The sequence below is a fragment of the Streptomyces sp. MK37H genome (genome assembly GCF_018035285.1).
GTDB lineage: Bacteria > Actinomycetota > Actinomycetes > Streptomycetales > Streptomycetaceae > Streptomyces > Streptomyces endocoffeicus.
Window position 1 is genome coordinate 1 of the sequence record NZ_JAAAYH010000173.1, and the last position, 17,308, is coordinate 17,308.

Annotated in this window: 19 protein-coding genes and 1 pseudogene; 11 read left to right on the top strand and 9 right to left on the bottom strand. The window is 70.5% G+C overall.

Going from position 1 to position 17,308, the window contains the following annotated elements; genetic code table 11:
• The 3 genes from GWI24_RS23315 to GWI24_RS45470 all read right to left on the bottom strand — a co-directional run.
• Positions 1-1,384: HEXXH motif domain-containing protein (locus GWI24_RS23315; protein ID WP_308343959.1), on the bottom strand; the 1,384-nt coding region annotated here is incomplete at its 3' end.
• A 96-nt stretch (positions 1,385-1,480) separates the two neighbouring features.
• A complete protein-coding gene (locus GWI24_RS23320; protein WP_210947866.1) occupies positions 1,481-1,660 on the bottom strand; it encodes a hypothetical protein in 180 nt (59 codons plus the stop codon).
• 162 nt (positions 1,661-1,822) lie between these two features.
• A complete protein-coding gene (locus GWI24_RS45470; RefSeq protein WP_247616774.1) occupies positions 1,823-2,188 on the bottom strand; it encodes a DUF4232 domain-containing protein in 366 nt (121 codons plus the stop codon).
• Between GWI24_RS45470 and GWI24_RS45475 the strand changes: the two genes are divergently transcribed.
• Together GWI24_RS45475 and GWI24_RS23330 are read left to right on the top strand one after the other, a co-directional pair.
• Positions 2,181-2,570, top strand: coding sequence for a hypothetical protein (locus tag GWI24_RS45475; RefSeq protein WP_247616775.1), 390 nt, complete (start codon positions 2,181-2,183; stop codon positions 2,568-2,570). The genes GWI24_RS45470 and GWI24_RS45475 overlap by 8 nt on opposite strands.
• A 274-nt stretch (positions 2,571-2,844) precedes the next feature.
• The gene (locus GWI24_RS23330; RefSeq protein ID WP_210947868.1) at positions 2,845-3,264 is read left to right on the top strand and encodes a LysM peptidoglycan-binding domain-containing protein; all 420 of its coding nucleotides are present in this window, start codon (positions 2,845-2,847) and stop codon (positions 3,262-3,264) included.
• Between the two features lie 97 nt (positions 3,265-3,361).
• Here GWI24_RS23330 and GWI24_RS23335 read toward each other — a convergent pair whose 3' ends face one another.
• Together GWI24_RS23335 and GWI24_RS23340 are read right to left on the bottom strand one after the other, a co-directional pair.
• The gene (locus GWI24_RS23335) at positions 3,362-3,631 is read right to left on the bottom strand and encodes a DUF1876 domain-containing protein (RefSeq protein WP_037952439.1); all 270 of its coding nucleotides are present in this window, start codon (positions 3,629-3,631) and stop codon (positions 3,362-3,364) included.
• 35 nt (positions 3,632-3,666) lie between these two features.
• A pseudogene (locus GWI24_RS23340) lies at positions 3,667-4,311 on the bottom strand (phosphoribosyltransferase); the annotation flags it as partial.
• A 124-nt stretch (positions 4,312-4,435) separates the two neighbouring features.
• Here GWI24_RS23340 and GWI24_RS23345 point away from each other — a divergent pair.
• Both GWI24_RS23345 and GWI24_RS23350 read left to right on the top strand, forming a co-directional pair.
• Positions 4,436-4,675 carry a hypothetical protein gene (locus GWI24_RS23345; protein WP_210947870.1) on the top strand — a complete coding sequence of 80 codons (240 nt, stop codon included), beginning with the start codon at positions 4,436-4,438 and terminating at the stop codon, positions 4,673-4,675.
• Positions 4,672-5,430, top strand: coding sequence for a DUF72 domain-containing protein (locus GWI24_RS23350; RefSeq protein WP_210947871.1), 759 nt, complete (start codon positions 4,672-4,674; stop codon positions 5,428-5,430). The genes GWI24_RS23345 and GWI24_RS23350 overlap by 4 nt, the downstream gene beginning before the upstream one ends.
• An 18-nt stretch (positions 5,431-5,448) precedes the next feature.
• On the opposite strand, the gene GWI24_RS23355 is transcribed toward GWI24_RS23350, so the two are convergent.
• The 4 genes from GWI24_RS23355 to GWI24_RS23370 are packed head-to-tail and all read right to left on the bottom strand — an operon-like array spanning position 5,449 to position 9,755.
• Positions 5,449-6,276, bottom strand: a complete 828-nt coding sequence (locus GWI24_RS23355; protein WP_210947872.1) for a carbohydrate ABC transporter permease — start codon at positions 6,274-6,276, stop codon at positions 5,449-5,451.
• The gene (locus GWI24_RS23360; protein ID WP_210947873.1) at positions 6,273-7,181 is read right to left on the bottom strand and encodes a carbohydrate ABC transporter permease; all 909 of its coding nucleotides are present in this window, start codon (positions 7,179-7,181) and stop codon (positions 6,273-6,275) included. Before GWI24_RS23360 ends, GWI24_RS23355 begins: the two co-directional genes overlap by 4 nt.
• Complete coding sequence (locus GWI24_RS23365) at positions 7,178-8,596, bottom strand: extracellular solute-binding protein (RefSeq protein WP_210947874.1); 1,419 nt, start codon at positions 8,594-8,596, stop codon at positions 7,178-7,180. The genes GWI24_RS23360 and GWI24_RS23365 overlap by 4 nt, the downstream gene beginning before the upstream one ends.
• A 31-nt stretch (positions 8,597-8,627) precedes the next feature.
• A complete protein-coding gene (locus GWI24_RS23370) occupies positions 8,628-9,755 on the bottom strand; it encodes a PfkB family carbohydrate kinase (protein ID WP_210947875.1) in 1,128 nt (375 codons plus the stop codon).
• A gap of 132 nt (positions 9,756-9,887) precedes the next feature.
• Here GWI24_RS23370 and GWI24_RS23375 point away from each other — a divergent pair, with 132 nt between their 5' ends.
• From GWI24_RS23375 to GWI24_RS23405, 7 genes are all read left to right on the top strand, one after another.
• Entirely contained in the window at positions 9,888-10,649 is a 762-nt protein-coding gene (locus tag GWI24_RS23375; protein WP_210947876.1) for a DeoR/GlpR family DNA-binding transcription regulator, read from the top strand.
• Positions 10,646-11,998: a 6-phospho-beta-glucosidase gene (locus GWI24_RS23380; protein ID WP_210947877.1), complete on the top strand. Its 1,353-nt coding sequence runs from the start codon at positions 10,646-10,648 to the stop codon at positions 11,996-11,998. The genes GWI24_RS23375 and GWI24_RS23380 overlap by 4 nt, the downstream gene beginning before the upstream one ends.
• 278 nt (positions 11,999-12,276) lie before the next feature.
• Complete coding sequence (locus GWI24_RS23385) at positions 12,277-13,038, top strand: DeoR/GlpR family DNA-binding transcription regulator (protein WP_210947878.1); 762 nt, start codon at positions 12,277-12,279, stop codon at positions 13,036-13,038.
• Positions 13,039-13,090: 52 nt separating this feature from the next.
• Positions 13,091-14,440 (top strand): sugar ABC transporter substrate-binding protein, encoded by a 1,350-nt coding sequence (locus GWI24_RS23390; RefSeq protein WP_210947879.1) that lies wholly within the window; start codon positions 13,091-13,093, stop codon positions 14,438-14,440.
• The gene (locus GWI24_RS23395; RefSeq protein WP_210947880.1) at positions 14,437-15,402 is read left to right on the top strand and encodes a carbohydrate ABC transporter permease; all 966 of its coding nucleotides are present in this window, start codon (positions 14,437-14,439) and stop codon (positions 15,400-15,402) included. The genes GWI24_RS23390 and GWI24_RS23395 overlap by 4 nt, the downstream gene beginning before the upstream one ends.
• Complete coding sequence (locus GWI24_RS23400; protein WP_210947881.1) at positions 15,399-16,277, top strand: carbohydrate ABC transporter permease; 879 nt, start codon at positions 15,399-15,401, stop codon at positions 16,275-16,277. The genes GWI24_RS23395 and GWI24_RS23400 overlap by 4 nt, the downstream gene beginning before the upstream one ends.
• Positions 16,274-17,263 (top strand): zinc-dependent alcohol dehydrogenase family protein, encoded by a 990-nt coding sequence (locus GWI24_RS23405; protein WP_210947882.1) that lies wholly within the window; start codon positions 16,274-16,276, stop codon positions 17,261-17,263. The genes GWI24_RS23400 and GWI24_RS23405 overlap by 4 nt, the downstream gene beginning before the upstream one ends.
• The last annotated feature ends 45 nt before the right edge of the window (positions 17,264-17,308 follow it).

Below are 17,308 nucleotides of genomic sequence, written 5' to 3' on the forward strand. Positions count from 1 at the left end.
CGAGCGCGGGGCGCGCCAGCGCCTCGGGGCGGGTCGGCCGGACCGAGGTCCCGGGCAGTTCCCCGGGCGGGTCGGTCCGCTCCCGCCAGGCCCGCGCCCACCGGGCGGTCGGCTCCGGGTCCGCCGCCAGGTGGCGCATGCGGTGGACGAGCCGGTGATCGTGGGTCAGGTCCGCCGCCAGGCGCGCCGGTACGGAGGGCACCCGCTGCGCGAGCCACAGGGTCAGCCGCTCCTCCAGCCGGTGGAGGAACTCCTCGCCCCTGGGGGTCAGTTCGGCGTGGGTGAGGAGCGTGCGCAGCCCCGAGGCGGTCTGTGCCCGGCGCAGGGCGAACTCGAACGCGGCGGTGTCCCGGGCCGGGCCGGTCTCGGCGTGCCGCAGCCGGTCCCACCAGAATCCGGTGACGCCCAGGAACGCGTACACCCCCTGGAGGAGCCCGCGCAGCGGTCGCGGTTCCAGCCGCCAGGGCGCGTAGTGGAGCTCCTCCAGGCCCCCTTCGATCAGGGGTACCAGGTCCATCAGGGCGCTGAGTTTGATGTGCTGGGCCTCGTGCACCAGCGCGGCGGCGAGGGTCAGTGGGTCCGTGGCCCCGTTGAGCAGCACACAGCCGTACGCCTCCGGCGATGAGGCGCTGAACGGTTCGGGCCAGGCGGCGTACGGCACGGGCACGACGGAGGTCAGGCAGGCGCCGATTCCCCGCGGGTCCACCTGGCGCTGCTCCGATACCAGCCGCCACGCATTGCCGAATCGCTCCTGCCAGCCCTGCCACTCTTCGTCGCCGAGCCGCTCCGGGTCCCGGATCCGGAGAAAGTCACGATAGGGGTCGAGGTCATCGACAAGGGGAGCACACACAATCCCCAGGTGTTCTCCGCGAAGCCGCCGCAGACCGTGCCAGCCAGGAGCGTCCTCGGAGAAGTCGCCGGGCAGCGTCACTGAATGAGGGCCGGATAACACCGCCGCCTTCTGGCCGTTCATGACGACCTCGGCGACATCGGTCGTGTCCGGAATGCGGGCGAATCCCAGGGCCGGCAATATCACCCCGCCCTCGCGCGCCGGAACGGCGCCGCGAAAGTCGATTCCGGCGAGAAGAGCCGCCGAGGCGGATATGGCATGCAGATGACCCACCGCACTCCACAGCGGCCCGTCCCCCGATTCCAGACCGCGCAGCCTGCGCAGACAGCGGTTGAGCCACACGCCCATGGGAGGGTGCAGCAGTAGCCTGTCCACGGCGGCCGGGGAGCTGTGCTCGGCCCGAATCAGCAGGTGCCAGGCGTCCCGGGACGGGGGAAGCGGGCCAGGCAGGGCGGGGTGCGCGGAGGCGATGTCCACCAGGGCGCGCAGCAGCAGCATGGCCCGGCTGCGCTGCCCCGACCTCAGTTCGGCCACGGCCGAGGGGCTACCCGAACCCCGCGCCAACTCGGCGAAACACGCCGCCGATAAACGATGGTTGAGGCCCCGCGTGGCGGAGGATGCCATAGTCGGCTAACTCACACAGGCGTCCGGCGACGACGACGCGTTACCGCCAACCGTCGGCGGGCGCTGGACGATGTCGAGCAGCCGCTCCGTCACCGCCGAAATCCCTTCGTGCCGGTCGAGGTCTTCGAGTGTCGCCCCCGAAAGGTCCAGCAGCTCTGTCTCGACCTCGGTCGCGACTCGCTCCATGACACCGTCCCCCTCCGGACGCTCCCTAACGGCTCATATGAGGCATCCCTATGGTGGCCTACCCCTAATGATTGCGAAAGGGTGAACACGGCCAGTCGGCGCCTGCGTTGTCAAGATTTTCGGACACTTCCGCGCGCCCGGGAGCCCCCCGATATGCCGGTGTCATCCCCCCGTTCCGGATTGCATCGTCTCGACCTCGAAGACGCCTCCGCACACCCGGAACGACCGCGCCGAGACGGCCATCGCGTCGAAGGAATCCGGCGGATAGACCCGGATGCGGGCGGCGGTGCGCCGGCACGGGGTGTCGTTCATACCCTCGTTGAGCGTGTGCAGACTGCTCGAGGCGCTGCCGCCGGGCGGCAGGGAGACCGGGGAGCGCGTGGGGCCGCGCCGGGTGGCGGGATCGCCGATCACCGCGCCGGTGGAGTCGAGCAGCGAGACACCGGGGTATCCGGTGAGGGTGCAGGTCGTGGCGGACTTGTTGGTGAACACCAGGGGCAGGTACACATTGCCGGCCCCGATGTCCATCCGGCCGACCGCCAGCGTCAACTGCGCCTTGGAGCAGACGCGGCGGACACCGGACGCGGCGGCGGGCCGCGAGGAGGACGGCTGCGAGGGCCGCGCCGAGGGCGGAGGGGACTGTGCGGTCCGCGAGGCGGGCCGTTCGTTCCGAGAGGAGCCGCTCTCGGAAGAGGCGGAGGAGGCGGCCGAAGGGGAGGAGGGTGGCGCGGCGGAGGAGGCGGGGGTGACGGACGAGGCGCGCCGCGCGGAGTCCCCGTCCCCGGTGTCGCTGCCGCACGCGGTGACCGTGGCCAGCGCGCCGACCAGCAGGGCGCATAAGACGGGCGGCCGGGACCGCGCTGCCGTCGTGCGTCGAGTCCTGCGCCGAGGAGCCGAACCGTTCCGTTGACTCATGAGCGACCTCCCGAGGTCAGCCGTCTGCCGGGGCCACCGGCACCGAGGGCGGGTGCCCCGATGCCTCCCGTGCATTCCCCCTTGGTCTCCCTTCCCCGCGCGCGGGCTCTTATGTCCGGGGCACATTGATCGCGTCGGCACTCAAATTCCTCACATTGGATTCTCTACCGCAAACACCCGAATGCCTTGTCCACGCCAGAACCCTGGGATTACTGTGCGGCAGCCATCGCACTCGCCAACTGCCGTACCAGGACAGGCAGAAGGACTCCATGGCCGCACGCGGACGTCATCGCCGGCCCCGGCCCCACCGTGTCTCCCGCACCTCGCTCGCGATCACCGCGGGCGGTGCCGGCGTCGCCCTGCCGCTCATCGGCATCGGCCAGGCGAACGCCGCCTCAGCCCCCACGCCCACCTCGCCGACCCCGGCCGCCACCACCGTCACAGCCGTCACGACCACGAGGGCCGAGCCGCTGCTCATCGTCCCGAAGGCCGTGCCCGAGCCACCGGCCAAGGCCCAGCCCCGGGCCGGGTCGTACACCGTCGTCCGCGGCGACACCCTCTCCCGGATCGCGGACAGGGAGAGAGTGGCGGGCGGCTGGAAGCGGCTCTACGAGATCAATCGCCAGGTCATCGGCGCCGACCCGGATCTGATCCGGCCCGGCCAGCGGCTCACCCTCGGCCACCGCTGAACGAGCCCGTACACGGGACACATACGCATACGCACACGCACAGGAGCATCCGCCCGCGGTGCACTACCGCGGCGGACGCTCCTTCGCCTCAACGGCCTTACATCACCAAATGCGCCTTGGAATGGGTGACTTCCTCAATATCGCCGCCCGCCTTGCCGATCAGCCGGTGCGCCAGATTGGTCAGTGCCCGCGCCGCCGCGATCTCCTCGCCGACCCTCGGCTGTGCCGGGTCGTCGGGGTTGCGGTTGGCACGGCCCTGGGCCAGCATCTCCGTGCCGTCGTGCATCCTCAGCCGGACGACCGCTTCGGTCAGCGGGCCGATCTCACGGAATTCCATCTGAATGTCGCATCCCACGATCGTCTCCATCGCGCTCACCTCCTGCGTCACCTTCCAGGATGCGCCTCACCGGTCTCTCCGGTCGACCGGGACAGCAACTCCACCACCTCGTCGTCCCCGGTCTGCGAGAAGTCCTCGTACCACTCCCCCACCGCCGCGAAGTCCGAGGGGGTGGAAAGGGCCACCACCTCGTCCGCGTCCTCGCGCAGCGCGGCGACCGCGTCCGGCGGCGCCACCGGCACGGCGAGGACCACCCGCGCGGCGCCCTGGGCCCGTGCCACCCGGCAGGCCGCCTGGGCCGTGGCGCCGGTCGCGATGCCGTCGTCCACGATGATCACGGTGTGGCCCTCGGCCGGGATCCGCGAGCGGCCCCGGCGGAACCGGCGCGCCTTGCGGGCCAGCTCCTCCCGCTCGGTCCGCTCCACCTCGGCGAGGTCCTCCTCATCGGCCCGGCTCATCCGGACGATCGCCTCATGGATGACCCGTACGTCGCCCTCGCCGATGGCGCCGAACCCCAGCTCCCGGTGGTAGGGGACGCCGAGCTTGCGGACGATGATCACGTCCAGGGGCGCATGGAGCGCCCTGGCCACCTCGAAGGCCACCGGCACCCCGCCCCGCGGCAGCCCGAGCACGACCGGTTTCTCATCCGCCAAGGGGCGCAGTGCCTCGCCGAGGCGCTGCCCGGCGTCCGTCCGGTCAGTGAAGATCATGACTCACCCCCGCTCCTGAAGGACTCATCTGCGTATCAAGCCGACGGTCCGCCCGTCCGCGAACCGGCGGTCTCCGGCCGATGGCCGGGGCGCGCGGATACCGGAGACCCGGCACCCTGGAGGTATGGAGAACGCCACAGGCCCGGACGAGTCCGGTTACCCCGTCTTCGTCGAGTCAATCGAGGCCGACGCCCGCTACCGGCTGGTGCGGCTGCGTGGCCTGGGGTGCGAACCGCTGGAACGGGAGGAGTTCGAGCCCCGCGTCCGGCAGGTCTTCCCCGATATCGACCTCGACGACCCGGCCCAGGTGCACTGGGAGGACCGGCCCGGGCAGTGGCCGCCCTGGCATCCGGGCGAGGCATGACCGTCCTGATCGGCACCTCGGGATGGCAGTACCGGGACTGGCGCGGCGATCTCTACCCCGAGGGCTGTCCGCAGCGGCTGTGGCTGGAGGAGTACACCCGCGCCTTCGCCACGGTGGAGAGCAACAACGCCTTCTACCGGCTGCCCTCGTACGACCAGTTCGCCACCTGGCGGGAGCGGCTGCCCGAGGGCTTTGTGATGGCGCTCAAGGCGAGCCGCTACCTCACCCACATCAAGCGGCTGCGCGATCCGGAGGAGCCGGTGGAGCGGCTGATGTCCCATGCGGCCGGGCTCGGCGACCGGCTGGGCCCGGTGCTGGTGCAGCTGCCGCCCACGCTGCGGGCCGACGGCGGGCTGCTGGACCGCTGTCTGGGCTGCTTCCCCTCCGGGACACGGGTGGCCGTCGAACCCCGGCACTCCTCCTGGTGGACCGAGGAGATCCGCGCGGTGCTGGAGCGCCGCGCGGCCGCGCTGTGCTGGGCCGACTCCGGCTCCCGGCCGGTCACCCCGCTGTGGCGGACCACCGGGTGGGGGTATCTGCGCTTCCACGGCGGCCTCGCCCGCCCGGCCCCGCGGTACGGGCGCCAGGCGCTGGCCACCTGGGCGCGGCGGATCGGGGACACCTGGCCGGCCGACGCGGAGGTCTATGCGTACTTCAACAACGACACGGGCGGGGCGGCGGTGCACGACGCGGCCGTCTTCGCCCGCGCCGTGGCCCGCCTCGGCCGCCCGGTCAGCCGCACCCCCTCGGCTTGAGCCCGGCGCCCGCCGGGCTCACTCCTTCACCGCCCCGCCCAGCATGCCCTCGATGAACCGGCGCTGCAGTGCCACATAGACCACGACCACCGGCAGGGCGATGAGCACCGAGGCCGCCGCGAGCAGCGCCGCGTCGGAGCTGTGCTGGCCCTGGAAGAAGGCGAGGCCGAGGGGGACGGTGCGATGGGCCTCGTCGCTGACCATCACCAGGGCCATCAGGAACTCGTTCCAGGTCCACATGAAGGTGATCACGACCATGGTGGAGATCGCCGGGCGGCCCATCGGGACCAGCACGCGCCACAGCGTGGTCCAGGTGTTCGCCCCGTCGATCCGGGCCGCCTCGATCACCGCCCGTGCGCTGCCGCGGAAGTACGTGCGCATCCAGAAGACCCCGAAGGCCAGGGACTGCGCGGTCTGCGGCAGGATCAACGCCCAGTAGCTGTCGGTGAGTTCGGCGTAGCGCAGATCGAAGTAGAGCGGGACGACCAGCGCCTCCTGGGGCAGCGTCAGCCCGATCACGAAGAGGTGGAACAGCACCGTGGAGCCGGGGAAGCGCATCACCCCGAAGGCGTACGCGGCGAGGATGGCCAGCACGGTGGTGGCGGCCACCACCACCGCCGTGACCAGCACCGAGTTCCCCAGATAGGTGCCGAAGTGGCCACGGCTCCAGGCGTCGGCGAAGTTTCTCCAGTGCAGCCCGTCCTTCGGCAGTGAGAAGCCGGTGTCCAGGGAGCTCTGCGAGCCGAAGGCCGTGGAGAGGATGCCGATCACGGGGGTGAGGGCGATGACGGTGAAGAGGGCGAGGATGCCGTAGGTGACGTTGCGTTCCAGGCGTGTGGTCGTCATGCCCGCCGCCCTTCCACGAGCCGGGAGACCGTGACGGTCAGGACGAAGATCAGGACCGTGAGGGCCACGCCGACGGCGGCTGCCGAGCCGACCTGGTTGGTCTCGAAGGCCCGGTGGTAGACCTCGTAGGCGGGGACGGAGGTGGCGTTTCCGGGGCCGCCGCTGGTGGTGATGTAGATCAGGTCGAAGTTGCGCAGCCCCGCCACGATGGTCAGGGTCAGCGCCACCGCGATCTGCGGCCGCAGACCGGGCAGGGTGACGGTGAGGAACTCGCGCAGCGGCCCGGCGCCGTCCATCCGCGCCGCCTCGTACAGCTCGCGCGGGATGCGCTGGGCCCCGGCGAGGAAGAGGACCATGCACAGCCCGGTGCCGACCCAGGTGCCGACGACGCCGACGGCGGGCAGCGCCCAGGTGTAGTCGCCGAGCCAGGGGCGGGCGAGCCCGCCGAGGCCGATGGCGCGGAGGGCGTCGTTGAGCAGCCCGTCGGGGGCGAGGATCGAGCGCCAGGCCACGCCGACCACGATCAGCGCGAGGACCTGCGGCAGGAACAGGACCGTACGGAAGAAGGTCATCCCCCGGACCCGCACCCGGGACATCGCGGCGGCCAGCAGCAGCCCGATCGCCACCGGCAGGGCGGCGTAGAAGACGAGCAGCAGCAGCGCGTGGAGGAAGGGGGCGCGCAGGCTCGCGTCGGTGAACAGCGCGCGGTAGTTGTCGAATCCGGCGGGGGTGGCGACCGTCAGCCCGTCCCAGTGCACGAAGGACAGCCACACCGACTGCCCGAAGGGGTAGAGCAGGAAGACGGCGTACACGATCAGCGCGGGCAGGATGTAGAGGTAGCCGATGGCGCGCGGTTCGCCGGGCGCGCGGCGGCGGTAGGCCCTGGTCAGGGCGGCGAGCCTCATCGGGGTCCCGCCGAGGTGTGCTGCTCGCGCTGCTTCTTCATAAAGGCGCCGTAGTCCTTCTGGAGGGTCGCGGCGAAGGCGTCCGGGGAGGTCTTGCCGCTGACCACGCCCTGGAGGGCGGCCGAGAGGGTGTCGTAGAAGGTGGGGGTGGAGTAGTCGAGGTACGGGACGAGTCCATCGGCGGCGCTCAGCCGCTTCCACCCGGCGATCATCTGGCCGTCGGCGCTGTCCGGGCTCACCCCTGCCGCGGCCCTGGCGGGGACGGCGGGCAGCACTCCGTGCCTGGTCATCACGTCGGCGGCGTGTGCGTTGGTGAGGAAGTCCAGATAGGCGGCGGCCACCTCCGGGTGGCGGGAGCGGGAGGTGATGGACCAGGCCAGGCCCTGGCCGCCGGTGGTGACGGGGTCGCCGCCGGCCTTGGCGGGCGGGGGCGGCATGATGCCCAGCTTGTCCCCCATGGGCTTCTTCAGGTCGGCCAGCTGCCAGGTGCCGGTCAGCAGATACGCTCCGTCGCCGGAGGCGAACTTCTTGGCCGCGTCGTCGTAGCCGAGGCCGTTGGCGCCGCCGGGCAGATAGCCGCGCTTCGCCCAGTCGGTGAGGGTGGCCGCGGCGTTCTTGGTGGCGGCGTTGTCGAAACCGTCGCCGCGGCCGAGGACGGTGTCACGGGCGTCGGCGGCGCCGAGTTGGTCGTGCAGCACCCCGAAGGTGTGGATGGCGGGGTACTTGTCGAGGTTGCCGAACTGGATCGGCAGCTCGCCGCGGTCCTTGAGCCGGGCCAGGCCGTCGGTGAACTCGCCCCAGGTGCGCGGGGGTTGGAGTCCTGCCTGCTTCAGCCGGTCCTTGTTGTAGTAGAGACCGATGTACTCGCCGGTCTGGGAGATGCCGTACAGCCGCCCCCTGCCGAAGTCGTTGCCGTCGGCGGAGACCCGGTTGAGGCCCAGCAGGGTGGCGGGGTAGCGGGTGTTCCAGTCGTAGATCCCCGCGTAGTTGTCCAGCGGGGCGAGCAGCCCTGCCCGGACGAAGGCCACCATGTCCGGGTAGCCCTGGTTGGCCTGGATGACATCGGGCGGATGGTTGCCGGAGACGGCCAGCTTCAGGGTGGTCTTCAGATCGGTGAAGCTCCGGGCGACCCGCTTGATCCGCACATTGGGGTACTTCCGCTCGAACTCCCGGTTCAGCTGCTGTATCTCGCCGTTGGTCCCGCCGCGTATCTCCTGGTCCCACACGGTCAGCGTGGTCTTTCCGGCCTTCGCCGGATCGGGTATGGCGGTGGCCGCGCCGGTCCCGGCACCGGCGGCCCCCGAGCCGTCGGTGCCGGGGACACACCCCGCGGCGAGCAGGACGACGCCGATGGCGAGCGCGGCCGGGACGGCTCTGCCGCGTGGCCGGTGCGCCCCGGTACGGGCGAGTTCCATGGGGTTCTCCTCGATGCGGTGGTCAGGAGCGTCAGGACCGTTGGGCACTGTCATGCACCCGGAAACCGATGGTGGGCAGGGCCCGCAGCCGTGGGCAGCCGCGCACCCGGTCCGGGATCAGATCGCCCAGGAAGGCGTAGCGGCGGGCGAGTCCGGCGGCGTCCGCCCCGTCGTCGGCCGCCCGGCGCGCACGGTTCCACCAGGCGGCCACCTCCGGCCAGCCGGGCGCGGCCAGGGAGCCGCCGAAGTGCTGGACGGAGAGGGCGGCGGTGAGGTTGGCGAAGGCGAGCCGGTCGGCGAGCGGCCAGCCCGCGAGCGTACCGGTCATGAATCCGGCCACGAAGACATCGCCCGCCCCGGTCGGGTCCAGCGCGTCCACGGGCAGCCCGGGCACCTCGGCGCGCTCGCCGGTGAGTGAGTCGATGGCCACGGCGCCCTCGGCGCCCCGGGTGACGACGGCGATCGGCACCAGCTCCGCCAGGGCGCGCACCGCCCGCTCGGGGCTGTCGGTGCGGGTGTAGCGCTGGGCCTCGGCGGCGTTGGGCAGGAAGGCGTGGGCGTAGGGCAGATCGGGGAGCGCGGCGGGGTCCCAGCGGCCGGTCTCGTCCCAGCCGACATCGGCGAAGATCTTGCTGCCCTGGGCGTGCGCCCGGCGCACCCAGTCCTCCTGCCGCCCCGGTTCGAAGGTGGCCACGCAGGCGCGGGAGCGGGGCGGCGCGCCCCGGACGGCGGGCGGCGGGGCCGGGTGCTCATGGGTGACCATGGTGCGCTCGCCCTCGTACGCCATGGAGACGGTGACCGGGGAGTGCCAGCCGGGGACGCGGCGGGAGGGAGTGAGGTCCACGCCCTCGCCGAGGGCGAGGCTCTCCCAGCAGTAGTCGCCATAGACATCGGTGCCGAAGGCGGCGGCGAGCGTGGTGTGCAGGCCCAGCCGGGCCAGGGCGGTGGCCATGTTGGCGATGCCGCCGGGGCTCGATCCCATACCGCGCGCCCAGGACTCGGTGCCGCGGACGGGGGCGTGGTCGAGCCCGGTGAAGATGATGTCCAGGAACACGGTGCCGGTGAGGTAGACGTCGTGCTCGGGGTCCGTGGAGGCGCGCAGCGCCGCGAGCGGGTCGATCGGGTGGATCGGATCGGGGGTTCCGGCCGTGGTGCTCACCGACGTGCCTTTCCTTGTGCATGGCCTGTTCGCGCCGATGGGGCGTGAGCGACACCTTGCACCTCACCTGGGGTGAATGCAAGAGGTCGATCAGAGTCGCGCACACTCGCTCATCTGCAGTACGTTGCCACCATGCTGCGAGAGAGCCGCCACGAGAAGCTGCTGAGCATCCTCGGCGAGGAGGGCGTGCTGCCCATCGGGGAGATCGCCACGCGTCTCGGCGTCAGCGAGGCCACGGCCCGGCGGGACATCACCGAGCTGGGCCGGGCGGGCCGGCTCACCCGGGTATACGGCGGCGCGGTGGCGGCGCCCACTCAGGACGAGGAGCGCCCGTTCAGCGAGGTGGTGGTCGACGACCTGGCCGACAAGGAGGCCGTGGCCCGCGCCGCCGCCGAGCTGGTCGCGGACGGCGATGTGCTGCTGCTGGACATCGGCACCACCACCCTCCAGCTCGCCAAGCTGCTGCGCGGCCGTCCGGTCACCGTGGTGACCAGCAACCTCGCGGTCTACGACGAGCTGCGCGACGACCCGCGGGTGACCCTGATCCTGCTGGGCGGGCAGGTGCGCGCCAACTACCGCTCCGTGGTCGGCTTCCTCACCGAGTCCAATATCCGCCAGCTGCGGGTCGGCCGGCTCTTCCTCGGCGCGAGCGGGGTGCTCCCCGACGGCAGCGTGCTGGACAGCACCCATGTCGAGGTGCCGGTCAAGCGGGCCATGCTCGGCGCGGCCCGGGAGGTGGTGCTGCTGGTCACCGCGGGGAAGTTCCCCGGTGACACCGGACTCGCCCGGATCTGCGGACCGGAGGGCATCGACACCCTGATCACCAACAAGACCTCCGACCCGGCGACGCTCGCCGTGTTCCGCGAGGGCGATGTGGAGGTAGTGACCGTATGAGGCTGACCGTGCTGGGCGGCGGAGGGTTCCGTATGCCCCTGGTGTACCGGGCGCTGCTCGATGACACCGGGGACGGGGCGGGGCGCTGCACCGAACTGGTGCTGTACGACACCGACCAGCGCCGGCTGGACGCGATCCGCGCGGTCCTGGCCGAACAGGCCACGGGCCGCCCCACCGCCCCCGCGGTCCGGGCCACCACCGATCTCGATCAGGCGCTGCGCGGCGCCGACTTCGTCTTCTCGGCCATCCGCGTCGGCGGTCTGGAGGGCCGGGCGAACGACGAGCGGATTCCGCTCGGCGAAGGGGTGCTGGGGCAGGAGACCGTCGGCGCGGGCGGGGTGCTCTACGGGCTGCGCACGCTGCCGGTGGCGCTGCGGATCGCCGAGCGGATCGCCACCGTGGCGCCGGACGCCTGGGTCATCAACTTCACCAACCCGGCGGGCATGGTCACCGAGGCGATGCAGCGGGTGCTCGGCGACCGGGTGATCGGCATCTGCGACTCCCCGGTCGGCCTGTGCCGCCGCGCCGCGCGGGCGGTCGGCGCCGACCCGGACCGGGCCACGTACGACTATGTGGGCCTGAACCATCTGGGCTGGCTGCGCCGGGTGGTGGTGGACGGCCGGGACCGGCTGCCGGAGCTGCTCGGCGACACCGGCGCCCTGGAGTCGTTCGAGGAGGGCAAGCTCTTCGGCGCCGAGTGGCTGCAGGCGCTCGGCGCGCTGCCCAACGAGTATCTGCACTACTACTACTTCAACCGGGAGGCGGTGGCCTCGATCCGGCAGGCCCCGGCCACCCGTGGCGAGTTCCTCCGCGACCAGCAGGCCCGGTTCTACGAGACGGCGGGCTCGGGCGCGCCCGGGGCGCTCAGGGAGTGGGAGCGCACCCGGCTGGAGCGCGAGGCCACGTACATGGCGGAGAGCCGCGAGGCCACCGGCGGCTGGGAGCGCGACTCCTGCGATCTGGACGGCGGCGGCTACGACCGGATCGCGCTGGCCATCATGCGGGCCATCGCACGCGATGAGCGCGCCACGCTGATCCTCAACGTACGCAACCGGACGGCCGTCCCCGGTCTTGACGAGGACGCCGTGGTGGAGGTGCCCTGTCTGGTGGACGCGGGCGGCGCGCGACCGCTGGCGACCGGCTCGGTGGCGCCGGACCAGCTCGGCCTGATGCTGTCGATCAAGGCAGTGGAGCGCTCGGCCATCGAGGCGGCCACGACCGAAGCGGGCAGCGATTCGGGCATCGCCCGCGGTGCGGCCCTGCGAGCCCTGGCGCTCCACCCGCTGGTGGACTCGGTCAAGGTCGCGGGCCGGATTCTCGACGCCTCCGGGGCGCTGGCCCGCTCATAGCACATGTCCGTTCGGGCATTCCCCAGTATCTGAACCCGCCCGGACGGGCTCCGTTCACGCCCTCTTTCGGCAAACGGGCGAGAAACGGGCCCGCCGGGTGGACAATCAGGCAGCCGGGTTCCTCACCGTCCGTTGCCTCATCCGCCCCGACCTGCTCTTATAACGGTTGTGAAACGGGCGCGTACGGTCACGATCTCTGTGGTGCCAAGGCTGGCTTCCCCTGTTGCAGGCTTGTAAAACTGCCACGCAAGCCGAAAGACCTAGGCAGGAGGTGCGGCGTGGACGCGGAGGAACGCCGTCGGGAGATCCTCGACACGGCTCGCCGTGCCGGCGTCGTCGACGTCGGCAAGCTCGCCGCCGACCTCGGGGTGTCCAAGGAGACGGTGCGCCGCGACCTGCGGGTCCTGGAACAGCACGGACTGGTGCGGCGTACCCATGGCGGCGCCTACCCCGTGGAGAGCGCCGGTTTCGAGACCACCCTCGCCTTCCGCACCACCATGCATGTACCGGAGAAGTCGCGGATCGCGACCGCGGCGGCCGATCTGCTGGGCGAAGCCGAGACGGTCTTCATCGACGAGGGATTCACCCCGCAGCTGATCGCGGAGGCCCTGCCCAGGGACCGGCCGCTCACCGTGATCACCGCTTCCCTCACGACCGCCACCGGCCTCGCCACCCGTGAAAACACCACCGTGCTGCTCCTGGGCGGACGGGTGCGCGGGGGCACGATGGCCACCGTCGACCACTGGGCGACGCATATGCTCTCGGGCTTCGTCATCGACCTGGCGTTCATCGGCGCCAACGGCATCTCCCGCCAGTACGGCCTGACCACCCCGGATCCGGCGGTCAGCGAGGTCAAGGCGCAGGTGGTTCGGGTGTCCCGGCGGAAGATCTTCTCCGGGGTGCACACCAAATTCGGAGCCGTCAGCTTCTGCAGGTTCGCAGATGTCTCGGACTTCGAAACGATCGTGACCGACACGGGTCTGCCGCTGACCGAGGCACACCGCTATTCGCTGCTGGGCCCCCAGATCGTCAGGGTCTGACGCCCTTCCCCCGCTGTTTTTCCTTCCCCACGTCCCTTCGATTGGACCCGTTATGCCAGTCCTGACTCTTCGTGCTGCCCGGATACCGGTGGTGGCCCTGACCGCGGGCGCGCTCCTGAGCGGTTGCGCCGGTATGGGGGGCGGCAGCTCAGGCGACAAGACCATCCGCGTCCTGATGGTGAACAACCCGCAGATGGTGGACCTGCAAAAGCTCACCAAGAAGTATTTCACCAAGGAAACGGGCATCAGGGTCGATTTCACATTGATGCCCGAGAACGAGGTCCGCGACAAGATCAGTCAGGACTTCGCCAATCAGGCGCGCCAGTACGACGTGGCCACCATCAGCAATTTCGAGGTGCCGTTCTACGCGAAGAACGGCTGGCTGATGCCGCTCGACGGCTACGCCGCCAAGGACAAGGCATTCGACCAGAAGGACGTCCTCCCCTCGATGCGGCAGTCGCTGACCGCCGAGGACGGCAAGCTCTACGCCGAGCCCTTCTACGGTGAGTCGTCGTTCCTGATGTACCGCAAGGACGTCCTCGCCGAGAAGCATCTGAAGATGCCCGAGCGGCCCACCTGGCAGCAGGTCGCGGACATCGCCGCCAAGGTGGACGGCTCCCGCAAGGGGATGAACGGCATCTGCCTGCGCGGCCTGCCCGGCTGGGGTGAGCTGATGGCCCCGCTCACCACGGTGGTCAACACCTTCGGCGGCACCTGGTTCACCAAGGACTGGAAGGCGCGGCTGGACTCGCCGGAATTCACCAAGGCGACCAAGTTCTATGTCGACCTGGTGCGCAAGCACGGTGAGGCCGGTGCGGCCCAGTCGGGCTTCGCCGAGTGCCTGAACAACCTCACCCAGGGCAAGAGCGCCATGTGGTACGACGCCACCTCGGCCGCCGGGTCGCTGGAGGCGAGCAAGTCCCCGGTCAAGGGCAAGATCGGATATGTCCAGGCGCCGGTGGTGAAGACCCGGAGCTCGGGCTGGCTCTACACCTGGGCGTGGGGTGTCCAGAAGGCATCCCGCCACCCCGACAACGCGTGGAAGTTCATCTCCTGGGCGTCCAGCAAGAAGTACGAGGCCCTGGTCGGCAAGACCTTCGGCTGGGCCAATGTGCCCGCGGGAAAGCGGTCGTCCACCTACACCACTCCGGAGTACCGCGAGACCGCCGGCAGCTTCTCCGAGGAGACCCGCAAGGCGATCCTCAGCGCCAAGCCGCGTGATCCGGGAGTGCAGCCGCGGCCGACCATCGGCATCCAGTTCGTCGACATCCCCGAATTCGCCGATCTCGGCACCAAGGTCGCCCAGGAGATCAGCGCCGCAATCGCCGGAAAGCAGTCCGTCGACACGGCATTGAAGAATTCGCAGAAGCTGGCCGAGAAGGTCGGCGAGGAGTACCGATGAGTAATCCGACGACGGCAGTACCCGTGAGTGGCCAGCGGCCACCGACCGCGGCCCCCGCCTCCGCGGGGCGCCCCATGGCATCCCGGAACCGGGCCCGGGAGTGGGCCACCCGGGCACCGCTGCTGCCCGCGCTGATCTTCCTGATCGTGGTCACCCAGCTTCCGTTCGTGGCCACGCTGGTGATCTCGCTCTTCGACTGGAACTCGTTCCGGCCCGACCGCCGTGCGTTCGCGGGGCTGGACAACTACAAGACGGTGCTCAGCGACGCGTCGCTGCGCGAGTCCATCGTCACCACCGTGCTGCTGACCGCCTCCGTGGTGATCGTCAGCGTGGTGCTGGGGCTGCTGCTGGCGCTGTTGCTGGACCGCAAGTTCCGCGGCCGGGGCCTGGTCCGCACCATGCTCATCGCGCCGTTCCTGCTGGTGCCGGTGGCCTCGGCGCTGCTGTGGAAGCACGCGCTGTACAACCCCGAGTACGGCCTGTTCAACGGCGTGCTCAACTGGCTGGGCGGGCCCCAGCCGGAGTGGCTCACCGATACGCCGCTGATCGCGGTGGAGGCGTCGCTGATCTGGCAGTGGACGCCGTTCATGATGCTCATCCTGCTGGCCGGGCTGCAGAGCCGCCCGTTGGACATGATCGAGGCGGCCCGGCTGGACGGAGCGGGCAACTGGCAGATCTTCCGCTTTCTGACCCTTCCGCATCTGCGCCGCTATCTGGAGCTCGGCACCCTGCTGGGGTCCATCTACATCGTGCAGAACTTCGACGCCGTGTTCACCATGACCCGCGGTGGCCTGGACACCGCCAACCTCCCCTACACCATCTACGAAACCTTCTACAACGCCCACGAGTACGGGCTGGCATCGGCCGCTGGGGTCGTCGTGGTGATCGGCACGATCATCATCGCCACCTTCGCGCTGCGCGTGGTGTCGTCCCTCTTCCGTGAGGAGGTGTCCCACGCATGACCGCCGTGAGCACACCGGTCACCATCACCGGCCTTCCGGAGCCCGCCCGCCGGGCCAAGCGGCGCGGTGCGGCGCTGGGCCTGCTGGCCTGGTTCGTCGGCATCGTGTTCGTGCTGCCGGTGCTGTGGATGCTGCTGACCTCGTTCCACTCCGAGGCCGACGCCGCCACCAACCCGCCGTCGCTGACCGCTTCGCTGACCCTCGACGGGTACAAGGAGTTCTTCGGCTCGGGCGGCGGGGCGAGCCCCTGGCCCTCGCTGCTGAACTCGATGGGCACGTCCCTCTTCTCCACCGGCTTCGTGCTGCTGCTGGCTCTTCCGGCGGCGTACGCGCTGTCGATCCGGCGGGTGCGCAAGTGGACCGATGTGATGTTCTTCTTCCTGTCCACCAAGATGCTGCCGGTGGTGGCCGGGCTGCTGCCGGTGTTCCTGTTCGCCAAGGACATCAACTTCCTGGACAACGTCTGGCTGCTGGTCATCCTCTACACCTCGATGAACCTGCCGATCGCGGTGTGGATGATGCAGTCCTTCCTCGCCGACGTCCCGGTGTCGATCATCGAGGCCGCCCAGATGGACGGGGCACGGCTGCCCACCATCCTGTGGCGGGTCGTGGCCCCGATCGCGGGTCCGGGCATCGCCGCCACCTCGCTGATCTGTTTCATCTTCAGCTGGAACGAGATGCTCTTCGCCCAAGTGCTCACCGGTGTGGTCGCCCAGACCGCCCCGGCCTTCCTGACGACCTTCGTGACCAGCCAGGGACTGTTCCTGGCCAAGGTGTGCGCCGCGTCGATCGTCATCTCCCTGCCGGTGCTCGCCGCCGGTTTCGCCGCCCAGGACAAGCTGGTCCAGGGCCTGTCGCTAGGAGCAGTCAAATGAGGGCCGCAGTCATCGAAGCCCCAGGGAAGGTCACCGTCGCCACCGTCGCGGACCCCACCCCGGGCCCCCGTGAGGTCGTGGTGGATGTGGCGGCCTGCGGGCTGTGCGGCACCGATCTGCACATCCTGCAGGGGGAGTTCGCGCCCACGCTGCCGATCGTCCCCGGGCATGAGTTCGCCGGAGAGGTCGTGGGCATCGGCAGCGATGTCACCGAGGTGGCGGTGGGCGACCGGGTCGCCGTGGACCCCTCCCTGCACTGCCACGAGTGCCGCTACTGCCGGATCGGCCGGGGCAATCTGTGCGACAACTGGAACGCGATCGGGGTCAGCGTCCCCGGCGGGGCCGCCGAGTTCGCGGTGGCCCCGGTGGCCAACTGCGTCAAGCTGCCCGAGCAGGTGGACGTGGCCGACGCGGCCCTGATCGAGCCGCTGTCCTGCGCGGTGCGCGGCTATGACGTGCTCAACGGCAACCTGGGCGCCGAGGTGCTCATCTACGGCTCCGGCACCATGGGGCTGATGATGCTGGAGCTGGCCAAGCGGACCGGCGCCACCAGCGTGGACATGCTCGATGTCAACCCCGACCGGCTGTCCACCGCCACCACTCTCGGCTGCTCCCGGTCCGCCGCCTCGGCGGACGAGCTGGACCAGCCGCGAGGCTGGGACGTGGTCATCGACGCCACCGGCAACCAGGCCGCCATTCAGGACGGCCTGGGCCGGGTGGCCAAAGCCGGAACGTTCCTGCAGTTCGGGGTCTCCGACTACGCGACGCGGGCCACCATCGAGCCGTACAAGATCTACAACCAGGAGATCACCATCACCGGCTCGATGGCCGTGCTGCACAGCTATGAGCGTGCCGCCGGGCTGTTCGCGAGCGGGGTGCTGGACCCGAAGATCTTCATCAGCCACCGGATGCCGCTGGAGGAGTACCCCAAGGCGCTCGACCAGTTCAAGGCGGGAGTGGGCCGGAAGATCGTGGTCGTCCCGTAACCGTGTGTGGTTGACGGCCCAGGCCCGGGGCACCAGGCTTGGGCC